The sequence below is a fragment of the Rhodanobacter sp. MP1X3 genome (genome assembly GCF_014207165.1).
In the GTDB taxonomy this organism is placed as follows: domain Bacteria; phylum Pseudomonadota; class Gammaproteobacteria; order Xanthomonadales; family Rhodanobacteraceae; genus Rhodanobacter.
In genome coordinates, this window is the sequence record NZ_JACHCO010000010.1 from 112,192 (window position 1) to 129,927 (window position 17,736).

Here is a 17,736-nt window from a genome sequence, read left to right on the forward strand (position 1 = left end):
CGCCCGCGCCATTCCGCGCTGTTATCTGTATCGAGGCTCCCCCTCTTGAGTACTGCCCGTACCAACAAGGCCGTCACCACGGCCACTCTGCGCAAGTCAGTGATCGACGCGCTGGAAGAATTGAAGGCCAAGGACGTTCGCGAAATCGATGTTCGCGGCAAGACCTCCATCGCTGATCTGCTGGTGATCGCTTCCGGTACCTCGGCCCGCCACGTCAAGTCCATTGCCAACGAAGTCACCAAGTTCGCCAAGCAGGCGGGCGTCGCGCCGCTCGGCGTGGAAGGCGAAGTCGAAGGTGAATGGGTGCTGGTGGATCTGGGCGACGTCATCGTCCACGTGATGTTGCCGCGTATCCGCGAGTTCTATGGCCTCGAGCGCCTGTGGACCGTGGGCGATCACGGCCACGACTTCGACGCCGCGCAAGCCGGCTGAGCAAGCGCTGGCATGCGCGCACGCCTGATTGCCGTGGGCGAACGCATGCCCGGCTGGGTGGCGGAAGGCTTTGCCGAATACCGCAAGCGGCTCTCGCATGACCTGCCGCTGGAACTGATTGAACTCAAGCCCGGCATCCGCGGCAAAGGCCGTGATGATGTTCGTGCCATGCAGGATGAAGGCGCCGCGATACTGGCTGCTCTGCCACGTGACATCCACGTCGTGGCACTCGATGGCCGCGGCAAAACCTGGTCCAGCGAAGAACTCGCCGAACAGCTGGCGCGCTGGCGCATGAGCGGGCGTGATCTGGCCTTTCTCATCGGCGGCCCCGATGGCCACGCAGCTGAGGTGCTCGCGCGCGCTGAACAGAGCTGGTCGCTCGGGCCATTGACGCTGCCGCATATGCTGGTGCGATTAGTGGTGGCTGAGCAACTGTACCGCGCGACCACCCTGCTGGCAGGCCACCCTTACCATCGGGCCTAGGAGCCTGGGCGGTAGAAACCAAGCGGCTGCGGCTGCGCTCTTTTGGCCAGCTTTTCCGCTCCTTTTCGTTGAATAGCTACGGCTATTCGCCTCAAATGATCGAAAAATCTCACTCAAAAGTGCTTTGCCTCGCTCACTTGGTTTCTATCGCCCAGGCTCCTAGCTGCTTTGGTGTGGATTCGACGCTGCCTCCGGTGACGGGCGCCTGTATGCTCGCGGCCTGATCAACCATCCGGAATTCTGATGCTGCATCTTGCCTCACAGTCGCCACGCCGTCGCCAGTTGCTGGAACAGTTAGGTGTGGATTTCGCCGTGCTCGATGTCGATGTTCCGGAGCAGCGTGCGACAGCCGAATCGCCGCAGGAATACGTCAGTCGTGTGGCGCGAGCCAAGGCACACGCGGGTCTATCTGCTCTTGGCCATGCGGAGGAAGCATGGGTGCTCGGCGCCGATACCGAAGTGGTACTCGACGATGAAGTGTTCGGTAAACCGCGCGATGCGGACGATGCCGCCGCGATGCTGCGCCGCCTCTCGGGGCACACGCACGCGGTGATTTCAGTAGTGTGGTTAGTTGGTAAAAATCACGAGCAATCGGAAACAAGCGTCTCGCAGGTGCGTTTCGATACGTTGGATGAGGCAACCATTGCTACCTACGTTGCGACCGGCGAGCCGTTCGGCAAGGCGGGTGCGTACGCGATCCAGGGCCGTGGTGCGACCTTGATCGCCCGTTTGGAGGGTAGTTATTCCGGCGTGATGGGTCTACCGGTATTCGAAACCGCGCGTTTGCTGCGAAGCTTCAAGGTGATGCTGTAGCCATCAGGCTCAGGCCATACCGACAGCGGCGAACCACACCACGACTGCCAGCAGATTGTTGATGCCATGGGCCAGCACGGCAGGCCATAGCGAGCCGGAGCGCAACCGCAGCCAGGCGAGCGCAGCGGCCAGCAGGGCGAGGTCCGGCAGCGCGTACCACTGCCATTGCATGCTGGGCAGGTGCACCAGGGCGAATAGCAGCGCGCTGATCGCGATGCTCCAGCCCGCTCGCCAGCGTTGCATCAGGGCCGATAGCAGCACGCCGCGGAACAGCAGCTCTTCCACTAGCGGCCCCAGGCTAGCCACGACGACCACGAGTACAATGCGCAACGCCAGCGGCGTCTGCAAGCCAAGATCCTGAATGTCCTGAGTCACCGTTTTGCCATGTGCCAGCAGCGCTGTCAGCAGTCCGCCGACCAGTGGTGTCGTCAGCCCGACGATAACCGCCAACGCGAAGAAAGCGCGATTTATTGGCAGTACAACGCCCAGGCCTGGCGTCGTCGCCTGGCTCCATAGCCGGGGCCATTTCCTGCGAACCGTCGGCAAAAGTATTGCCGTAGCCACACCCAGCGTCAGCATCAGCAGGATCGCCGGCATGCCGGGTTGATCGAGCATCGTGCGGATTTCCGCGCCGACCGGCTTGATGCCACGATCCATCTGAACGTAGCCGGTGAACAGGCCCATCATCATGGCGATCAGCCCGCTCACCACCGCCTGCAGCAGAAAATACAGCGTGATGAAACCCGCGGCAGCCCATAGGCCGGGCGGCTCGATCGAGGTGCGCCGGTCATCGAACAGCGGCGTTACACGCTTGTGTTGTGCCGGAAGGGTATTCATCGAGTAACGCAATCGACCACTTTGCCTGGTGCTTCAGCCGATCATCATGGCGCGTACGATGCCGATGCCAGCCATCACCAGTAGCGCCGCCCAGGCCAGCGTGCTCAGAGCAAAACCGCCGCCGCGCTTGGTCGGGTCCTTGAGGTAGGCCAGCGCATACCAGGCGCGACCGACCAGCCACACCAGTCCGGCGGTGCCGGCCCAGAGGCCGCCAAAACCATGCGAGGCCGCCAGCCAGAGCACCGGCAGAAACATCACCGTATTCTCGATGGTGTTCATCTGCACCCGGTAGGCGCGCTCGAAGCTTGGGTGACCGCTGACCGCCGGTGCCTTGATGTCGTACTTGCCTCGCGCCTTGCCGGTAACGAAAAGGGTGCCGAACAGCAGCAGCACGGTCAGCAGGGTTACCAGCGCGGGCAGTTCGCTCATCATCGGGACTCTTGGATTAAACGTGCACTGTAACCGTAGCGCCTGCATGGCGCTAATGCATGCAAGACGCTATCTTGACCGGGCGGCATCGGGCGCGATGCATCAGCCATCGGGGGATATATGGATTGGCAGAAAGGCGAGAGCAGCAACAACGTCGAAGTCGATAGCGGCAACGGTGGTGGTGGCGGTCCGCGTTTCGGCGGTGGCCGCATGGGTATCGGCGGCATCGTGGTGCTGGCGATCTTGGGGTGGATCTTTTTCAAGAATCCGCTGGCGCTGCTCGATCAGGGCGGTAACCAGACCAGCGCACCGACGCAGACCTCGCAGCCCGCGCAGGTCGATCCGCAGCAAAAGGAATTTGTCAGCCGTATTCTCGGTTCGACCGAAAAAACCTGGGGCGATATTTTTGCGGCTAGCGGCGGGACCTATGTCGATCCCAAGCTGGAGCTGTTCAGCGGTGGCGTCAACACCGCTTGCGGCGCGGCATCCACCGCGGTCGGACCGTTCTACTGCCCGGGCGATCAGAAGGTGTATCTGGATCTGGCGTTTTTCCAGGAACTGCAGAATCGCTTTCATGCTTCCGGGGATTTCGCGCGTGCCTACGTGATCGCGCATGAAGTCGGTCATCACGTGCAGAAGCTGACCGGTGTGTTCGATCAGGTGGAAGCGGCACGACGCCGTGGTGCCCCGATGGATGGCGCCGATGGACTCTCTGTGCGCCAGGAGTTGCAGGCAGATTGCTATGCGGGGGTTTGGGCCAATCGCACGCAGGCCCGATTGCAATGGTTGCAGCCAGGCGATGTGGAGTCGGCGCTCAATGCGGCCAGTCAGATCGGTGACGACACGTTGCAGGAGCAGGCGCAGGGTCGAGTGGTGCCCGATTCATTCACCCACGGCACCTCGGCGCAGCGCGTGAAATGGTTCAAGGCCGGACTCAACAGTGGTGACATGGCTCAGTGCAATACTTTCGCCGGCGAACCATGAGGCTGATTTGATGCGTTATGCGAGACCGCCGGTTTCGCCCGTGTCGAAGTACGCGTGTCGCATGCCAACGAGTTTCTTTTGATCAACCCGATGAACCACACCTGTCTGCGTTGCGGCGCCTGCTGCGCGTTCTTTCGCGTGGCGTTTCACTGGTCGGAAGCCGACGTGATCACCGACGGTAGCGTGCCGTCAGAGCTGACCGAAAAACTGGATCCGCATCGGTTGGCGATGCGCGGCACCAATGCCGCCAAGCCGCGCTGTGTCGCGCTGGTTGGAGTCGTTGGCGAAGCCGCGCATTGCGGCATCTATGAACAGCGACCATCGGTGTGTCGCGAGGTGGTGCCGTCATGGGAATTCGGCACGCTCAGCGCGCAGTGCGACAAGGCGCGTCTCGCGCATGGGCTGCCGCTGCTGACGCCGAACGACTGGCCGGCGCCACATGCGTCATTTCCGAACGTCGGGTGATTCGCTCGATTTACTCGCGCCGTGCCATCAGTTGAAGCGATAGATATCCATGGCCAGAAAGCCCAGATCGATACCGGCATCGATCCGTTGCGCGTGTGCTTTGGGGCCGGCCACACCAAGCGCCACGAACAGCGGCAACAAATGCTCATCGGTGGGATGCGCGCGTTCGGCGCCCGGCGCGTGGCGTCGATAGTCGAGCAGGGCATCGACATCGCCAGCGGCCAGCCGCTGCTCGATCCATTCGATAAATGGCAATACGTAGGGAGCTTTCCGCTCGTCGCTGTAACCGGCGCCGAAATCGTGCAGATTGTGGGTGATGCTACCTGAGCCGATCACCAGCACGCCCTCGTCGCGCAGTGACGACAACGCCTGACCCACCGCGTACTGATGCGCCGGGCCAAGTTCGGGCTGGATGGTGATGGGTACCACCGGAATATCCGCGTCGGGATACAGCAGCCGCAGCGGCACCCATGCGCCATGATCGAGCCCGCGATCATGGTTGATCACGGCAGGAAGGTTCGCGCGATCCAGCAATTGAGCGACCTGCTCGGCCAACTCAGGAGAACCTGGTGCCGGGTAGCGCAGCTCATACAGCGGTGAGGGGAAACCGCGAAAATCATGAATAGTTTCCGGCGCGATCGAAGCGCCGACCTGTGGCTTGCGAGAGAGCCAGTGCGCGCTGGCCATGACGATAGCGCGTGGCTTGGGCAGCAGCGCGGCCAATTCGGTTAGCCGCTTGCCGGTGAGGCCCGGCTGCAGCGCAGTCATCGGCGAGCCATGCGAGATGTAGAGACTGGGCAGTGAATTCATGACGATAGGGTCTTGATGCGATGACCCAAAGATAGGGGCAATCGCACCATTTGCAGCGTCGTGGGCAGGGACCTCGAAGAAACGGTCCGTCGCCTGTTCGAAACAATCGCTGCCGCGACGAAGTGCTTGGCAAAAAGCCGCAGCACGAGGCTGCGGCTTTCACTTACGGTTTGCGATGCGGGGGCTTGCTGCCGCCCGGTTTGAAGCCTCCCGGCTTGGGACCACCGGGTTTGAATCCACCGGGCTTGGGTCCGCCAGTTTTTCCTGTACCACCGGGCTTGCGTGCCGGCGGTGCGCTGCCAGAGGCGGTGTCGTTGCCATCCCACTCGTGGATGCGCAGCTGCTGCTGTACCACCCAGACCTTTTTCAGATGCTCGAACACTTCCTTCGGCATGCCGTCGGGCAGGTCGATCAGGCTGTAGTGATCACGGATGCTGAGGCGGCCGATGAACTGGCTTTCCAGCCCGGCTTCGTTGGCGATGGCACCAATGATGTTACCCGGCTTCACGCCGTGCTCGTGGCCGACTTCGACGCGATAGGTGCGCTTGCCTTCCTCGGTGGCGTGCGCACGCACCGGACGGTTGCCGAACTCGCGCGGCGGTGCGCCGTCGTGTGCAGCTGACTCGCGCGGCTTGAAGTCGCGTGCCGGACGGCTGGCTGGGCCATCGCGATCCGCAGGCGGTCGACGTTCGCTGGTGGGTCGATCGCGCGATGGACGATCCGGTCGATCATGCGAAGGCCTTTCGCGCGACGAATGCTCGCGCGGCGCCGACTCGTACTTTTCGCGCTTCGGCGGCGGTGCCAGCAGCAGCGGCTGATCGCCTTGGGCGATGCGCGCCAGCGCCGCGGCAATTTCGATCGCCGGCACGTTGTGCTCCTGCTCGTACTGCTCGATCAGCTTCTGAAACTCGCCAAGGTCACCCTGTGCACGCATGTCACTGATGCGCTGCTTGAACTTGCTGATGCGTACGTCGTTGACCACGTCGACCGACGGCAGCTGCATCTGTTCGATCGGCTGGCGTGTGGCGCGTTCGATTGCACCCAGCATGCCCTTTTCGCGTGGGCTGACGAACAGGATCGCCTCACCGCTGCGGCCGGCACGGCCAGTGCGGCCGATGCGGTGCACGTAGCTTTCGGTGTCATAGGGAATGTCGTAATTGAACACGTGGCTGATGCGCTCCACGTCGAGGCCGCGCGCGGCGACGTCGGTCGCCACGAGAATATCCAGCTTGCCATCCTTCAACTGCTGGATCACGCGTTCACGCTGTGCCTGCGCGACGTCACCATTGATGGCGGCTGCCGCCAGCCCGCGAGCCTGCAGTTTGCCGGCCAGTTCGTCGGTGGCCTGCTTGGTGCGCGCAAAGATGATCATCGCGTCGAACGGTTCGGCTTCGAGGATACGCGTCAACGCATCGAGCTTGTGCATGCCGCTGACGAACCAGTAACGCTGGCGGATGTTGGGCGCGGTAGTCGTCGACGACTTGATCGTGACTTCGACCGGATCCTTCAGGTGCTTCTGCGCGATCTTGCGGATCACCGACGGCATGGTCGCCGAGAACAGTGCGACCTGACGTTCCGGCGGCGTGGCCTGCAGCACCTTCTCGACGTCGTCGATAAAGCCCATGCGCAGCATTTCGTCGGCTTCGTCGAGCACCAGGAAGCGCAGCTCGGACAGATCCAGCGTGCCCTTGTCCAGATGGTCGATCACGCGGCCGGGCGTGCCGACGACAACATGCACGCCGCGCTTGAGCGAATGAAGCTGCGGGCCGTAGCTCTGGCCGCCGTAGATCGGCAGCACCTGAAAACCGGGGATATGTGCGGCATAGCGTTGAAACGCTTCAGCCACCTGGATGGCCAATTCGCGTGTCGGCGCCAGTACCAGCGCCTGCGGCTTGCCTGCGCGCGGATGGATGCGCGACAGGATCGGCAGCGCAAACGCGGCGGTCTTGCCGGTGCCGGTCTGTGCCTGACCGAGCACATCGCGGCCTTCCATCAAGGGCGGAATGGTCGCGGCCTGAATTGGCGACGGCGACTCGTAGCCGACATCGCCAAGAACGCGGAGCACCTCGGCGGGGAGACCAAGGGCGCTGAAACCGGCAGCGGTGGCCGGGGTGGAATCGGGAGACGCGGGGGACATGGGAGCCTTCGATGTCATGCAGAGGGCATGCAAGGGTGTAAGAAGAGTTCTATTGTAACAGCCCCTTGCGTCAAGGCCCGATGCAACATGCTTAATTGCGCGGCTTTGTGCTAATCAACGCCTTAATGATCATCTTCAGGAGAAAGCATGAATCATCGACTCAACGATCGTGTCGCCCTGGTCACTGGTGCTTCGTCCGGCATTGGCGAGGCAACCGCACTGGCGCTGGCTGAAGCCGGAGCCAAGGTCGCCATTGTGGCGCGCCGCGAAGATCGCCTGCAGGCACTCGCCGCGCGCTTGCGTGAGCTGGGCACGGAACCGCTCGTGCTGGTGGCTGATCTGCTGAACGAACATGAAGCCCAGCGCATCGTTGCCGATACCGAGGCGCATTTCGGCCGGCTCGATATCCTGATCAACAACGCCGGCGTGATGTACCTGGAGCCGGTCGCCGAGGCTGATCTCGGCCGTTGGCGGAGCATGCTGGAGCTCAACGTGCTCAGCCTGATCGCCTCCACCCAGGCTGTGCTGGCTGGCATGCGCGCGCGCCACGACGGACATATCGTCAATGTCGCCTCAGTCGCCGGGCGCGTCGCCAATCCCATGGCGGCTGCGTATGCGGCGACCAAGTTCGGCGTGGTCGGTTTCTCCGAGGCACTGCGGCGCGAAATCTACAAGGACAACATCCGTGTCAGCGTGATCGAGCCCGGCATGGTGGAGACCGAATTGCGCGATCACATTGGTCATTCTGCCAGCCGTCAGTCGCTCGATGCGCGTGCGAAGGAAATGCGCCAGTTGCAGGCCGAGGATATCGCTGAAACGATCCTGTTCTGCGTCACTCGGCCTTCACATGTCTGCATCAACGAGGTACTGCTGCGGCCGACCGATCAGGAGCGCTGAGCGGTTGTTTGGAGAGGTCGTGCGGCGCGCATTTATCATCGCCGTTCGGTAGACAGTCAGGAGCGATGATGAGCATGATCGAAACGATTTCCGAGCAGCGTTGCCACGGTGGCGTGCAGGGGCTTTACCGTCATCAATCGGAAAGCTGTGCTGGTCCGATGCGATTCGCGGTGTATCAGCCGCCGCAAGCGGTGCAGGGACCGTGTCCGGTGCTGTATTACCTCGCCGGGCTCACCTGCACCGAAGAGACTGCCACCATCAAGGCCGGCGCGCAGCGGTTGGCGGCCGAGCTGGGATTGATCCTGGTGATGCCCGATACCAGCCCGCGCGGTACCCATATCGAAGGTGCCACCGGCGATTGGGAATTTGGTGAAGGCGCTGGATTCTACGTGGATGCCACGCAGGCGCCATGGTCGGCGCACTTTCGCATGTACAGCTACATCGTTGACGAATTGCCCGCACTGATCGCCAAAAACTTTCCGGTGGACGCTGCGCGCAGCAGTATCTTTGGCCATTCGATGGGCGGTCATGGCGCCCTGACCATCGCGCTGAAACATCCGGATCGCTATCGCTCGGTATCGGCCTTCGCACCGATCGTGGCACCGAGCGAGGTGCCTTGGGGGCTGAAGGCACTGCCGCGTTACCTCGGCGATAATCGATCAAGCTGGGCGCAGTACGATGCCTGCCAGCTGGTGAGAAAGCAGACCTTTCCGGGCACGATCCTGATCGATCAGGGCGAGGCCGATCAGTTTCTGGAAGGCCAATTGAAACCTGAACTGTTCGATCAGGCCTGCGCTGAAGAGGGGCAGGAGCTGCTTTTGCGCCGGCAGCCGGGTTACGACCATAGCTACTGGTTTATCTCGACATTCATGGAAGACCATCTGCGCCATCACGCCACGGCGCTGGGCTTGCCTTGATCTTGGCTACTAAGCGTGAACGACTCAAAGGTCCGTTTTTGCTAGATCCCAACGAGCCCGACAATGCGTTTACAAAAAAGCGGCCATGAGGCCGCTTTTTTATTTGAACTTGACGCTACTTATTTATTTTTATTTGAACTTGACGCTACTTACGCCTTAGCAGCTGGGCGCTGGTTCGAACGGCGCTTGTGGTTACCGGCAGCGTGATCACTGCGGCCCGGCGACGCAAAGCCAGTTGGGCGTGCCGATGTCGAGGCCTTGCCCTGACGCGGCTGACGCTGCGGTGCACGCTGCTGCGGACGCTGCACCGGACGTGGTGCACCGGCATCCAGGCGCAGCGGATGCGACGGCTCGTAACCGGCCACATTGTTGATCGCGATATCCTGGTTCAGCAGCTTGCGGATGTCGCGCAGCAGGCCGGACTCATCGTGGCTGACCAGCGAAATCGCCAGACCTTCCGAACCGGCACGACCCGTGCGGCCAATGCGATGCACGTAATCCTCGGCCACCATCGGCAGATCGAAGTTGATCACGATCGGCAACTGGTCGATATCGATACCGCGAGCGGCGATGTCGGTGGCCACCAATACGGTGACGCGGCCACTCTTGAAATCGCTCAAGGCGCGGGTGCGGGCGTTCTGGCTCTTGTTGCCGTGAATCGCGGCGGTGCGCAGACCCGAGGCATTGAGGAAGGTGACCAGCTTGTCAGCGCCATGCTTGGTGCGGCTGAATACCAGCGACTGGCGACGACTGTCGACCGACAGCAGGTGCAACAGCAGGTCGCGCTTGCGCGCTGCGTCGACCGGGTGCACCTGATGGCTGACCAGAGTGGTAACGGTGTTCGGTGCCGAGACCGAAATCTCGCGCGGGTTGTGCATGAACTCCATCGCCAGCGCCTTGATCGCCGGCGCGAAGGTGGCCGAGAACAGCATCGTGTGCCGCTTTTTCGGCAACGCCACGAGGATGCGCTTCAGCGCAGGCAGGAAGCCCATGTCGAGCATGCGGTCGGCTTCGTCCAGGATCAGCGTCTCGACGCCGGACAGATCCAGCGTGCGCTGCTGCATGTGGTCCATCAAACGACCGGGCGTAGCGATGACTACGTCGACGCCACGGCGCAGTGCGTTGATCTGCGGCCCCATGCTGACGCCGCCGAAGATGGTGGTAGCGCTGACCTGCATGTGCTTGCCGTAGTCGCGCAGGTTCTCATGAACCTGGGCAGCCAGTTCGCGGGTCGGGGTAAGAATGAGCGCGCGCGGACGACGCGTCATCGTCTGGCCGCTGGTCGACAGGCGCTGCAGCAGCGGCAGCACGAAGGCTGCTGTCTTGCCGGTGCCGGTTTGCGCGGCAGCCAGCAGGTCGTGACCTTCCAGCGCGGGTGGAATCGCGGCGGCCTGGATCGGGGTGGGTTTGGTGTAGCCGTAATCGGCAAGCGCACGCAACAACGCGGGCGCAAGGCCCAGCGAATCGAAAGACATTGGAAACACTCCTGAGCAACCCGGAGTGTTGATACCGTGTTGCAGACTTGGGGATAAATGCGGCGGGTCGCCGCTGAAGTCAGAACGACTTCGCCGCCAAGTATAGCGTGATAACTGCCGCCATGCTCGTTTTTGTTGCAACGAAGCAAAATGGGCGGTTGGCGGTAGCTAGCGAGCGGCCAGCGATCGCGTGAGTCATGAAGGTTACTTGTGCGAAATCTTCATCTTTGGCGTTGCAAACCATGCCCTCGTCCGGCATACGATAAAGGCTATTCGTCGATTCAATCCAAGGAAAGCCTGATGTCGCTGCTTGCACCCTTGCGGGAACTCAACCACACACAGCGACATACGGTATTCGCCAGTTTTCTTGGATGGACGCTGGATGCGTTCGATTATTTTCTGTTGACCTTCGTGATCGTTGGCGTCGCAAAAGAGTTCGGGGTCGACAACAAGGCGGTTACTTACGGCCTGTTCCTGACGCTGGCAGCGAGGCCGATCGGCGCGCTGCTGTTTGGACGGCTGGCCGACCGTTTTGGCCGCCGGCCGATTCTGATGCTGGACATCATCCTGTTCTCGGTATTCGAACTGGCGACGGCGTTTTCGCCGTCTCTGACGGCGTTGCTGGTGCTGCGTTTCCTGTTTGGCGTCGCCATGGGCGGCGAGTGGGGTATCGGTGCCTCGCTGGCGATGGAATCGATTCCGGCGAAATCGCGCGGACTGATTTCCGGCCTGCTGCAAAGTGGCTATCCGTGCGGCTTCTTTCTGGCTGCTCTGGCGAACTGGCTATTGGTCGATCACATCGGCTGGCGCGGGCTGTTCATCGTCGGCGCAGTGCCGGCGCTGCTGGTGTTGTATATCCGTCGCAGCGTGCCGGAATCGCCGGTGTGGGAAAGCAGCAAGGGCACCCGGCAAAAGCAGACGCTGCGCGAATCCATGCGTGGGCACTGGAAGCTCGGCATCTACCTGATGCTGTTGATGGCAGCCTTCAACATGTTCAGCCACGGCTCGCAGGACATGTATCACACGTTCGAAGAGGTCAATCTGCACCTCGATACCAGCTCGGGCACGGCCTTCATGCTGGTCGCGCTGCTCAATCTGGGCGCGTTGGTCGGCGGACTGTTCTTTGGCGTGCTGTCCGAGCGCATCGGCCGGCGCAAGGCGATGATCATCGCTGCGCTGCTGGCGATTCCGGTGATCCCGCTCTGGACGTACGGTGGCTCACTACTTCTGCTGGGTCTGGGTGCGTTCCTGATCCAGGTCATGGTGCAGGGCGCATGGGGCGTAGTGCCCACGCATCTCAATGAACTCTCGCCGGGCCCGATGCGTGCGACCCTGCCGGGCTTTGCCTATCAGATGGGTAACCTGCTGGCGGCCGGCACGGCCACGGCGCAGACCTGGATCGCCAACTGGCGCGGCGGTGACTTTGCGTTTGCAATGTCGCTCTGGATTGGCGTGGTGGCTTTGATTCTGGCGTTATTGGTGTGGTTGGGGCCGGAGGCGCGGGGGCTGGATTTCGAGAAAGAAGCCACCTGATAGAATTCCGACCTTTAACCATTCGAGAGACATGCAATGAAGGCTGGCAAGGACAAGGTCATCGCACTCCACTACACGCTGACGGTCGACGGTGAGAAGGTCGAAAGTTCGCATGATCGCGAGCAGCAGTTGTGGGTACTGCTGGGCCATGGCCAGCTGATTCCAGGTCTGGAGAGCGCGCTTGAAGGTCATGAAGCCGGTGACACGCTGGAAGTGGATGTGTCAGCGGTCGACGGCTATGGCGAACGTCAGGAAGATCAGATCCAGCGCATGTCGAAAAAGTATTTCCCCCAGGCCAATCGTCTCAAGGCTGGCATGATCACGATTCTGCAGCTGAAGGAAGGCGGCCAGCGCGCCGTGACCGTGCACAAGGTCGGCATGAGCACGATCGACGTCGATCTCAACCATCCGATGGCCGGCAAGGATCTGCACTTTGATGTCAGTGTCAGCGACGTGCGTGATGCCACCGAGGAAGAGTTGCAGCATGGCCACGCGCATGCGCCGGGCGCTGATGCGCACTGATTGCAGCTTCGCGTTTCCAAGATAAAAAACGGCGCCATTGAGCGCCGTTTTTCATGAGTGCAGTAAAGCTTATCGTGTCAATCCAGCAATCGCTTGCCGTAGACGAAATGATCGCGCCAGTAAGGCCCGTCAATATCATCCAGTCTTACCGTGCCGCCGCTATTGGGCGCATGCACAAAGCGCCCCTTGCCGACATAGACACCGACATGACTGACGCCGCCGCTGCTGCCAAAGAACACCAAGTCGCCGCTGGCCAGATCAGTCATCTGCCGAACTTCTTCGCCATTCATTACCGCCATCTCGCGTGAACTATGCGGCAGCAGAATGTCCGCGGCGTTGCGGTAGATGTAGTCGACCAGGCCGCTGCAGTCGAAACCGCCGGCGGGGGTGTTGCCGCCCCAGCGATATGGCGTGCCAACCAGCGCTATGGCACGAAACAACACATCGTTGGCCGTTCCGGTATTAGCGGCTGAAGGCGCGCGTGCAGGTAAATCCGCCAGCGACGAATGCGAGTCCTTGTAGGTCGGTTCGCGCCGATGCGGCGCGCTGGAACAGGCGGCAAGCAGCAGGATGACGATCGCCAAAAGCCATCGACGGGCTTTCCGCCAGGCCGGCGGCACATGCGCAAAGCGGACGGCAGGATCCTGGCGCATAAAACAACCTCGGCAAGAGACGCGCCGAGGTTATCAAATCAATGGCTTATAAGGAAGTTCTCAGAGACTGGGCGAGACTTGGGTTGGGGCCGGCGTCGGCGACGATCCGTCCGGATTGGGCAATGTCGCCATGTACAAGCCGGCTTGATTGCGGCCCGGTCGATTCACGCCGCCACCTGCCCAGCGGGTGCAGGGGCGATCACTTCGGTCCATGCATAGGCATTGTGCAAAACCTGGTCGAACGTTCCGCTGAGATAGAAGTCCGATGAGTCGGCCTGTTTGCGGTAAGCCATGTACACGACGTTCTCGTGCTCGTTCGCGTCGTAGACGGTCACCATGACGTCTTTCAGTGGTTCGGGATATTCGCCCGTGATGGGCAACCACGGGCCACGCATGTTTGGCAGCCTTTGATGGCGCGCATCTTCTTGAACCATGCACCACTGGATGTCGCCACCCAGAATGTCGCCGAGCAGTTTGGCTGCGCGCAGCACGTCAGCGCGGTGTTCCGGTCTGAACTGCAGCAGGTCTCTCCATGCTCCCCGCGTGTTGATTTGTAGCCGCAACTTACGATCCGTTTTCATCAACCCCACCTCCGTTATTTCGCTGAACTTCAAAAATCCGTTTGTCATCCGTTCGTACTGGTCGTACTCGATCTCTTATGTTGGCGGCGTTATCTACACGGAATACGCCCTGTACCGGCGGCACGATTTCCGGTCTGGCTTCGACAAGTCCGGTCGGCGAGGCACTCGTCGAAGGCGATGTGCTCGGTGATCAACATCGGACCTGGGCCCCGACAACGGCGAATGCGGTTTCGGGATCTCGAGCAGATTGTGGATATCGGGTCCTCCAGTCCCGAGGGTCACTGCGGTAGCTCCAACATGGCAGTGCGGTAATACGCTTCGGCTAATTCACGCCATTGCGCTTCCGCATCCAGGTCACCGCAAAGCATGGCTTCGTGTGCATTGAGTTCCGCGATGGCACCACACTCGATGGCATCGAACGAACCTGGATAATCGGACGAAGGTGGATAAGAGGTAGCGGACATAGTCAGGCCGCCGCTTGTCGTTGCGTATTGCCAGTGCTGGCTGGAGTGCTAGGCTCCTCCTCAGCCAGTTTCAGGCCTAGCTCGACAGCGATCTTGTGCGCGTTGCCGTAATAAGCCTTGTCGGTGCCGCTCATGACGCGATAGACCGCTTTGCGGTCGTAGCCGTGCTCGGCAGCCCATTTCGTGAGCGTTTTCCCGCGCTGACGAAGCTGTTGGCGTACCTGATCCGGAGTAAGTGCAGTTTCACGCCTCATCGCGCCCTGAATGCCCCTTGTTATTCATGAGTGATGTCTAGGAGCCAGATATTAACCTCTTTTGAGGTCATGTCAACCCCAAAAGTGTTTCGTTACTCGTTTGCTCGGAATCATCCCGGAAATTTATCTATATGACTCTTTATATCAGCAACTTAAGCGAGATTGGAGGTGCGGAAACGTCCTTGCACTTGCACTCGCTCTGTCAGTGGGAAAGCGTTAAATGGGGTTGAAAGAAGAGCAGGGCGCACGACTGGCACTCATTCGCGGTTCCGAGAGCCAGGCTTCTTTTGCGCCGAAAATTCGCATCCACAAAAACACCTTGGGTAACTGGGAGAGAGGCGAACGCGAAATAGGTGCCGAGGCTTTGAAGCATCTGGCTGATCTTGGCTGGAGCCCGCTCTGGGTTCTCACCGGCCTTGGCGAGGAAAAGCTGGATCCAGCTCTCAACCCCTCATCTGCAGCGGATATTGCAAGGGTTATCGCCCACGACGACAGGGACGCTGATGGGCGTCGGACCAAGGCCTTCGGATCACGGCCGAACTTGCGTGACGAGCCCTCTCAACCGGCGTCACAAGACGCTTCGCAACCTGTGAGGCACGACGTTCTGATGATGGCGGTGCGGCTGGCCACGGAGGCGCTCGGTGAAAAGGTTTTGCCTCCAGCAAAGCATGCCGAGCTGGTAACCATGCTCTATGAGCTGCTCGATGAAGGCCTGCCGGAAGCCAAGGTATTGCGTTTTGCACGGACAGCTGCAGCATGACGCGAGCTTATCGGGCGTAGGGAAGCATGAAGCCGACACGATGGCCGGCTTCATGTTGCAAATTCAAACTTCACAGTGTTTACAGCCTTGAATCACTTCGATGTGGCTCTCTATTGCGGGTGCCGGCTAAGAAATGGACATCGTGGCGATTTGAACTAGTCACCTGCGCTGCTTCTGGACAGACGCGCTCTTACCATACTGGGCTTCAATATCAGCTGGAAGTAGTCGCTGAACTCGACCACTTAAGTAACAAAGCGAGCGCCCAATTTCGCCCGATGGAGTTTTCGCCGACAAACTGTCTCGACTCGGCGCTGCTTAACTGAGCTCTTTGATGAGCTTTAGGCGTGGCCCCCAATCCGTAAAAAAGATCGAAGCCAAAGTCGAGAGATACGATTTTTCGCCGGTCCGAACTAAAGTTAAGCGCTTCGATCCGGCCAAGATCCTCGAGTACTAGCAGCACGCCACTGAAGCATTGCGTATGCATAATCGATGAGATCATTCATCGCTTCGATCACGGGCGAGTTGTAGACGAACCGACCGCTCTGCCGACTCACGACCAAGCCTGCATGAGGCAGCTCTTTGTGAGGTGGAATGAGAGCGTGGCGTTGGGCACACCAAGCTTCTCAGCGATGTCGCTCGCCGCTAACCGTCGGGCGCTGTTCGATCAACAAGACGGTAGACCGCCTGCCTCGACTCTTGTGCGAGGGCAGATGAGGATGGTGAACGCTTGTGTACTCTTCATTGCATCGGCAGTGGGAAAAGTATCGCCGCACGTGCACCCCACCATCACACGCAACGGGCCAGGGTTAGTGACCGCTCGTTGTACTCCAATACGCATTCCGCGCGTCCTGACGATCTGATCGGAATCATTCGACCTGTCGTCCTCCCACGAATGCGGAGGGTCGTTCGACTCAGCGGTTCGTCAGCATCCTGCTAGGCAAAGTCTCGCGCTTGGCGAAGATGCTCGCCATTTCCTCCATGTTCTCTGTTCCCCAGGTGCACAGCGGGATGATCGCGTCAGCCAGGCTGCGACCGAGCGGGGTCAGCGCGTAGTCCACGCGCGGCGGCACCTCCTTGTAGTCGGTCCGGGCCAGCACGTGATCGGCCTGCAGGTCCTTCAATGTCTGGATCAGCACCTTGTCGCTAACGCCTTGGATCAGGCGCTTGAGCTCGCCGTAGCGCTTCGGGCCGTCGCGCAGGAAAAACAGGACCAGCGGTTTCCATTTGCCCGCGATGATGCGGAGCGTGGCGTTGAGCCCGCAGCCAGGATCGCAGGTTTCAGAAGGCGTCGTCATTATTTGATACTTACCAAAAGGTGCATACTTGCCCTTAGGTTATCAGACCGCATACTTGTCCTCAAGCAAGCAGTTCCCTGCTTGCGTACAACTTCAAAAAAGGATGCACGTCATGAACAGATTGAATGGAAAGACCGCCGTGATCACTGGTGGCGCTACCGGCATCGGCCTCGCCTCTGCAAAGCGCTTCATCGAGGAAGGCGCCTTCGTCTTCATCTTCGGCCGCCGGCAAGAAGCGCTCGACGCCGCTGTGGCTGAGCTCGGGCTCAACGCCCGCGCGGTGAAGGGCTCGGTCTCGGATGAGGCCGACCTCGACCGACTCTACGCGGCGGTGAAGGCCGAACGCGGAACCCTCGACATCGTCTTCGCCAATGCCGGGGTGGGAAGCCAGCTTGCGCTCGGCAAGATCACCGCCAAGCACATTGACGAAACCTTCGACATCAATGTGAAGGGTACGATCTTCACGGTCCAGAAGGCGCTGCCGTTGATGGGCAAGGGCGGTTCGATCATCCTGACCGGATCGAGCGCCGGCACCACGGGCGCACCGGGAATGAGCGCCTACAGCGCGAGCAAGGCAGCCGTGCGCAACCTCGCGCGGACCTGGGCGGAGGACCTGAAAGGCACCGGCATCCGGGTCAATGTGCTGTCGCCCGGCGCGACGGCGACCGAACTCGCGAAGGAAGCGCTGGGCGAGGAAGGCCAGAAGGTCTACGCCTCGATGACTCCGCTTCAGCGCATGGCCGATCCGGCGGAGATCGGGGCGGTGGCCGCCTTTCTCGCGTCGTCGGACAGCAGCTTCATGACCGCCAGCGAGGTCGCCGTCGACGGCGGCCTGGCGCAACTCTGACGCGTTAAGCCCAGGTGCTCCATGCGATTCGGAGCATCGTAGGGCTGCCGGCCCTCAAGTCCCAACCTTTCAGCGAATCTCGATGCCGGTAGGGCTCCGAAAGGGGGCTTTTCGACTCTCTACTCAAAGCGGACCAAGGAAACACGAT

At 60.8% G+C, this 17,736-nt stretch carries 21 protein-coding genes; 11 read left to right on the forward strand and 10 right to left on the reverse strand.

The features are described from left to right. Positions 1–45: 45 nt before the first annotated feature. The 3 genes from rsfS to HDE79_RS20930 all read left to right on the forward strand — a co-directional run bounded on the left by rsfS (position 46) and on the right by HDE79_RS20930 (position 1,728). Positions 46–432 carry a ribosome silencing factor gene (rsfS, locus tag HDE79_RS20920; protein ID WP_179479612.1) on the forward strand — a complete coding sequence of 129 codons (387 nt, stop codon included), beginning with the start codon at positions 46–48 and terminating at the stop codon, positions 430–432. Between the two features lie 12 nt (positions 433–444). Continuing rightward, on the forward strand, positions 445–915 hold the full coding sequence (gene rlmH / locus HDE79_RS20925) for a 23S rRNA (pseudouridine(1915)-N(3))-methyltransferase RlmH (RefSeq protein WP_184605041.1): 471 nt from the start codon (positions 445–447) through the stop codon (positions 913–915). A gap of 243 nt (positions 916–1,158) precedes the next feature. Then, positions 1,159–1,728 (forward strand): Maf family protein, encoded by a 570-nt coding sequence (locus tag HDE79_RS20930; protein WP_221440304.1) that lies wholly within the window; start codon positions 1,159–1,161, stop codon positions 1,726–1,728. A 9-nt stretch (positions 1,729–1,737) separates the two neighbouring features. Here the strand turns inward: HDE79_RS20930 and HDE79_RS20935 are convergent, their stop codons facing one another. Beyond that, a complete protein-coding gene (locus HDE79_RS20935; RefSeq protein WP_184605043.1) occupies positions 1,738–2,565 on the reverse strand; it encodes a type II CAAX endopeptidase family protein in 828 nt (275 codons plus the stop codon). Positions 2,566–2,598: 33 nt separating this feature from the next. Beyond that, positions 2,599–2,994 (reverse strand): MAPEG family protein, encoded by a 396-nt coding sequence (locus HDE79_RS20940; RefSeq protein WP_184605044.1) that lies wholly within the window; start codon positions 2,992–2,994, stop codon positions 2,599–2,601. 120 nt (positions 2,995–3,114) lie between these two features. Here HDE79_RS20940 and HDE79_RS20945 point away from each other — a divergent pair, with 120 nt between their 5' ends. Next, positions 3,115–3,978 (forward strand): neutral zinc metallopeptidase, encoded by an 864-nt coding sequence (locus HDE79_RS20945; RefSeq protein ID WP_184605046.1) that lies wholly within the window; start codon positions 3,115–3,117, stop codon positions 3,976–3,978. Between the two features lie 90 nt (positions 3,979–4,068). Next, positions 4,069–4,443 carry a YkgJ family cysteine cluster protein gene (locus HDE79_RS20950; RefSeq protein ID WP_184605081.1) on the forward strand — a complete coding sequence of 125 codons (375 nt, stop codon included), beginning with the start codon at positions 4,069–4,071 and terminating at the stop codon, positions 4,441–4,443. 27 nt (positions 4,444–4,470) lie between these two features. Here HDE79_RS20950 and HDE79_RS20955 read toward each other — a convergent pair whose 3' ends face one another. Beyond that, positions 4,471–5,253: a class III extradiol ring-cleavage dioxygenase gene (locus HDE79_RS20955; RefSeq protein WP_184605047.1), complete on the reverse strand. Its 783-nt coding sequence runs from the start codon at positions 5,251–5,253 to the stop codon at positions 4,471–4,473. A gap of 163 nt (positions 5,254–5,416) precedes the next feature. Beyond that, positions 5,417–7,390: a DEAD/DEAH box helicase gene (locus tag HDE79_RS20960; RefSeq protein WP_184605049.1), complete on the reverse strand. Its 1,974-nt coding sequence runs from the start codon at positions 7,388–7,390 to the stop codon at positions 5,417–5,419. 147 nt (positions 7,391–7,537) lie between these two features. On the opposite strand from HDE79_RS20960, the gene HDE79_RS20965 reads away from it, so the two are divergent. Both HDE79_RS20965 and fghA read left to right on the forward strand, forming a co-directional pair. Then, positions 7,538–8,287 (forward strand): SDR family NAD(P)-dependent oxidoreductase, encoded by a 750-nt coding sequence (locus tag HDE79_RS20965; protein WP_184605051.1) that lies wholly within the window; start codon positions 7,538–7,540, stop codon positions 8,285–8,287. 68 nt (positions 8,288–8,355) lie between these two features. Beyond that, entirely contained in the window at positions 8,356–9,204 is an 849-nt protein-coding gene (gene fghA / locus HDE79_RS20970) for an S-formylglutathione hydrolase (protein WP_221440305.1), read from the forward strand. A gap of 149 nt (positions 9,205–9,353) precedes the next feature. Here fghA and HDE79_RS20975 read toward each other — a convergent pair whose 3' ends face one another. Beyond that, positions 9,354–10,679 carry a DEAD/DEAH box helicase gene (locus HDE79_RS20975; protein ID WP_184605053.1) on the reverse strand — a complete coding sequence of 442 codons (1,326 nt, stop codon included), beginning with the start codon at positions 10,677–10,679 and terminating at the stop codon, positions 9,354–9,356. Positions 10,680–10,979: 300 nt separating this feature from the next. Here HDE79_RS20975 and HDE79_RS20980 point away from each other — a divergent pair, with 300 nt between their 5' ends. Together HDE79_RS20980 and HDE79_RS20985 are read left to right on the forward strand one after the other, a co-directional pair. Then, entirely contained in the window at positions 10,980–12,212 is a 1,233-nt protein-coding gene (locus tag HDE79_RS20980) for an MFS transporter (RefSeq protein ID WP_184605054.1), read from the forward strand. 36 nt (positions 12,213–12,248) lie between these two features. Then, the gene (locus tag HDE79_RS20985) at positions 12,249–12,734 is read left to right on the forward strand and encodes a peptidylprolyl isomerase (RefSeq protein WP_184605056.1); all 486 of its coding nucleotides are present in this window, start codon (positions 12,249–12,251) and stop codon (positions 12,732–12,734) included. Between the two features lie 77 nt (positions 12,735–12,811). Here the strand turns inward: HDE79_RS20985 and HDE79_RS20990 are convergent, their stop codons facing one another. From HDE79_RS20990 to HDE79_RS21005, 4 genes are all read right to left on the reverse strand, one after another. Next, positions 12,812–13,387, reverse strand: coding sequence for a C40 family peptidase (locus HDE79_RS20990; protein WP_184605058.1), 576 nt, complete (start codon positions 13,385–13,387; stop codon positions 12,812–12,814). Positions 13,388–13,551: 164 nt separating this feature from the next. Further along, positions 13,552–13,968, reverse strand: a complete 417-nt coding sequence (locus HDE79_RS20995; RefSeq protein ID WP_184605060.1) for a hypothetical protein — start codon at positions 13,966–13,968, stop codon at positions 13,552–13,554. Positions 13,969–14,246: 278 nt separating this feature from the next. Next, on the reverse strand, positions 14,247–14,432 hold the full coding sequence (locus HDE79_RS21000) for a hypothetical protein (RefSeq protein WP_184605062.1): 186 nt from the start codon (positions 14,430–14,432) through the stop codon (positions 14,247–14,249). A gap of 2 nt (positions 14,433–14,434) precedes the next feature. Beyond that, positions 14,435–14,686 (reverse strand): DNA-binding protein, encoded by a 252-nt coding sequence (locus tag HDE79_RS21005; RefSeq protein WP_184605063.1) that lies wholly within the window; start codon positions 14,684–14,686, stop codon positions 14,435–14,437. A gap of 220 nt (positions 14,687–14,906) precedes the next feature. On the opposite strand from HDE79_RS21005, the gene HDE79_RS21010 reads away from it, so the two are divergent. Further along, on the forward strand, positions 14,907–15,446 hold the full coding sequence (locus HDE79_RS21010) for a helix-turn-helix domain-containing protein (RefSeq protein WP_184605064.1): 540 nt from the start codon (positions 14,907–14,909) through the stop codon (positions 15,444–15,446). 911 nt (positions 15,447–16,357) lie between these two features. Here HDE79_RS21010 and HDE79_RS21015 read toward each other — a convergent pair. Next, positions 16,358–16,741 (reverse strand): helix-turn-helix domain-containing protein, encoded by a 384-nt coding sequence (locus HDE79_RS21015; RefSeq protein WP_184605065.1) that lies wholly within the window; start codon positions 16,739–16,741, stop codon positions 16,358–16,360. Between the two features lie 112 nt (positions 16,742–16,853). Here HDE79_RS21015 and HDE79_RS21020 point away from each other — a divergent pair, with 112 nt between their 5' ends. After that, positions 16,854–17,588 carry an SDR family oxidoreductase gene (locus HDE79_RS21020; protein ID WP_184605067.1) on the forward strand — a complete coding sequence of 245 codons (735 nt, stop codon included), beginning with the start codon at positions 16,854–16,856 and terminating at the stop codon, positions 17,586–17,588. Positions 17,589–17,736 lie beyond the last annotated feature (148 nt).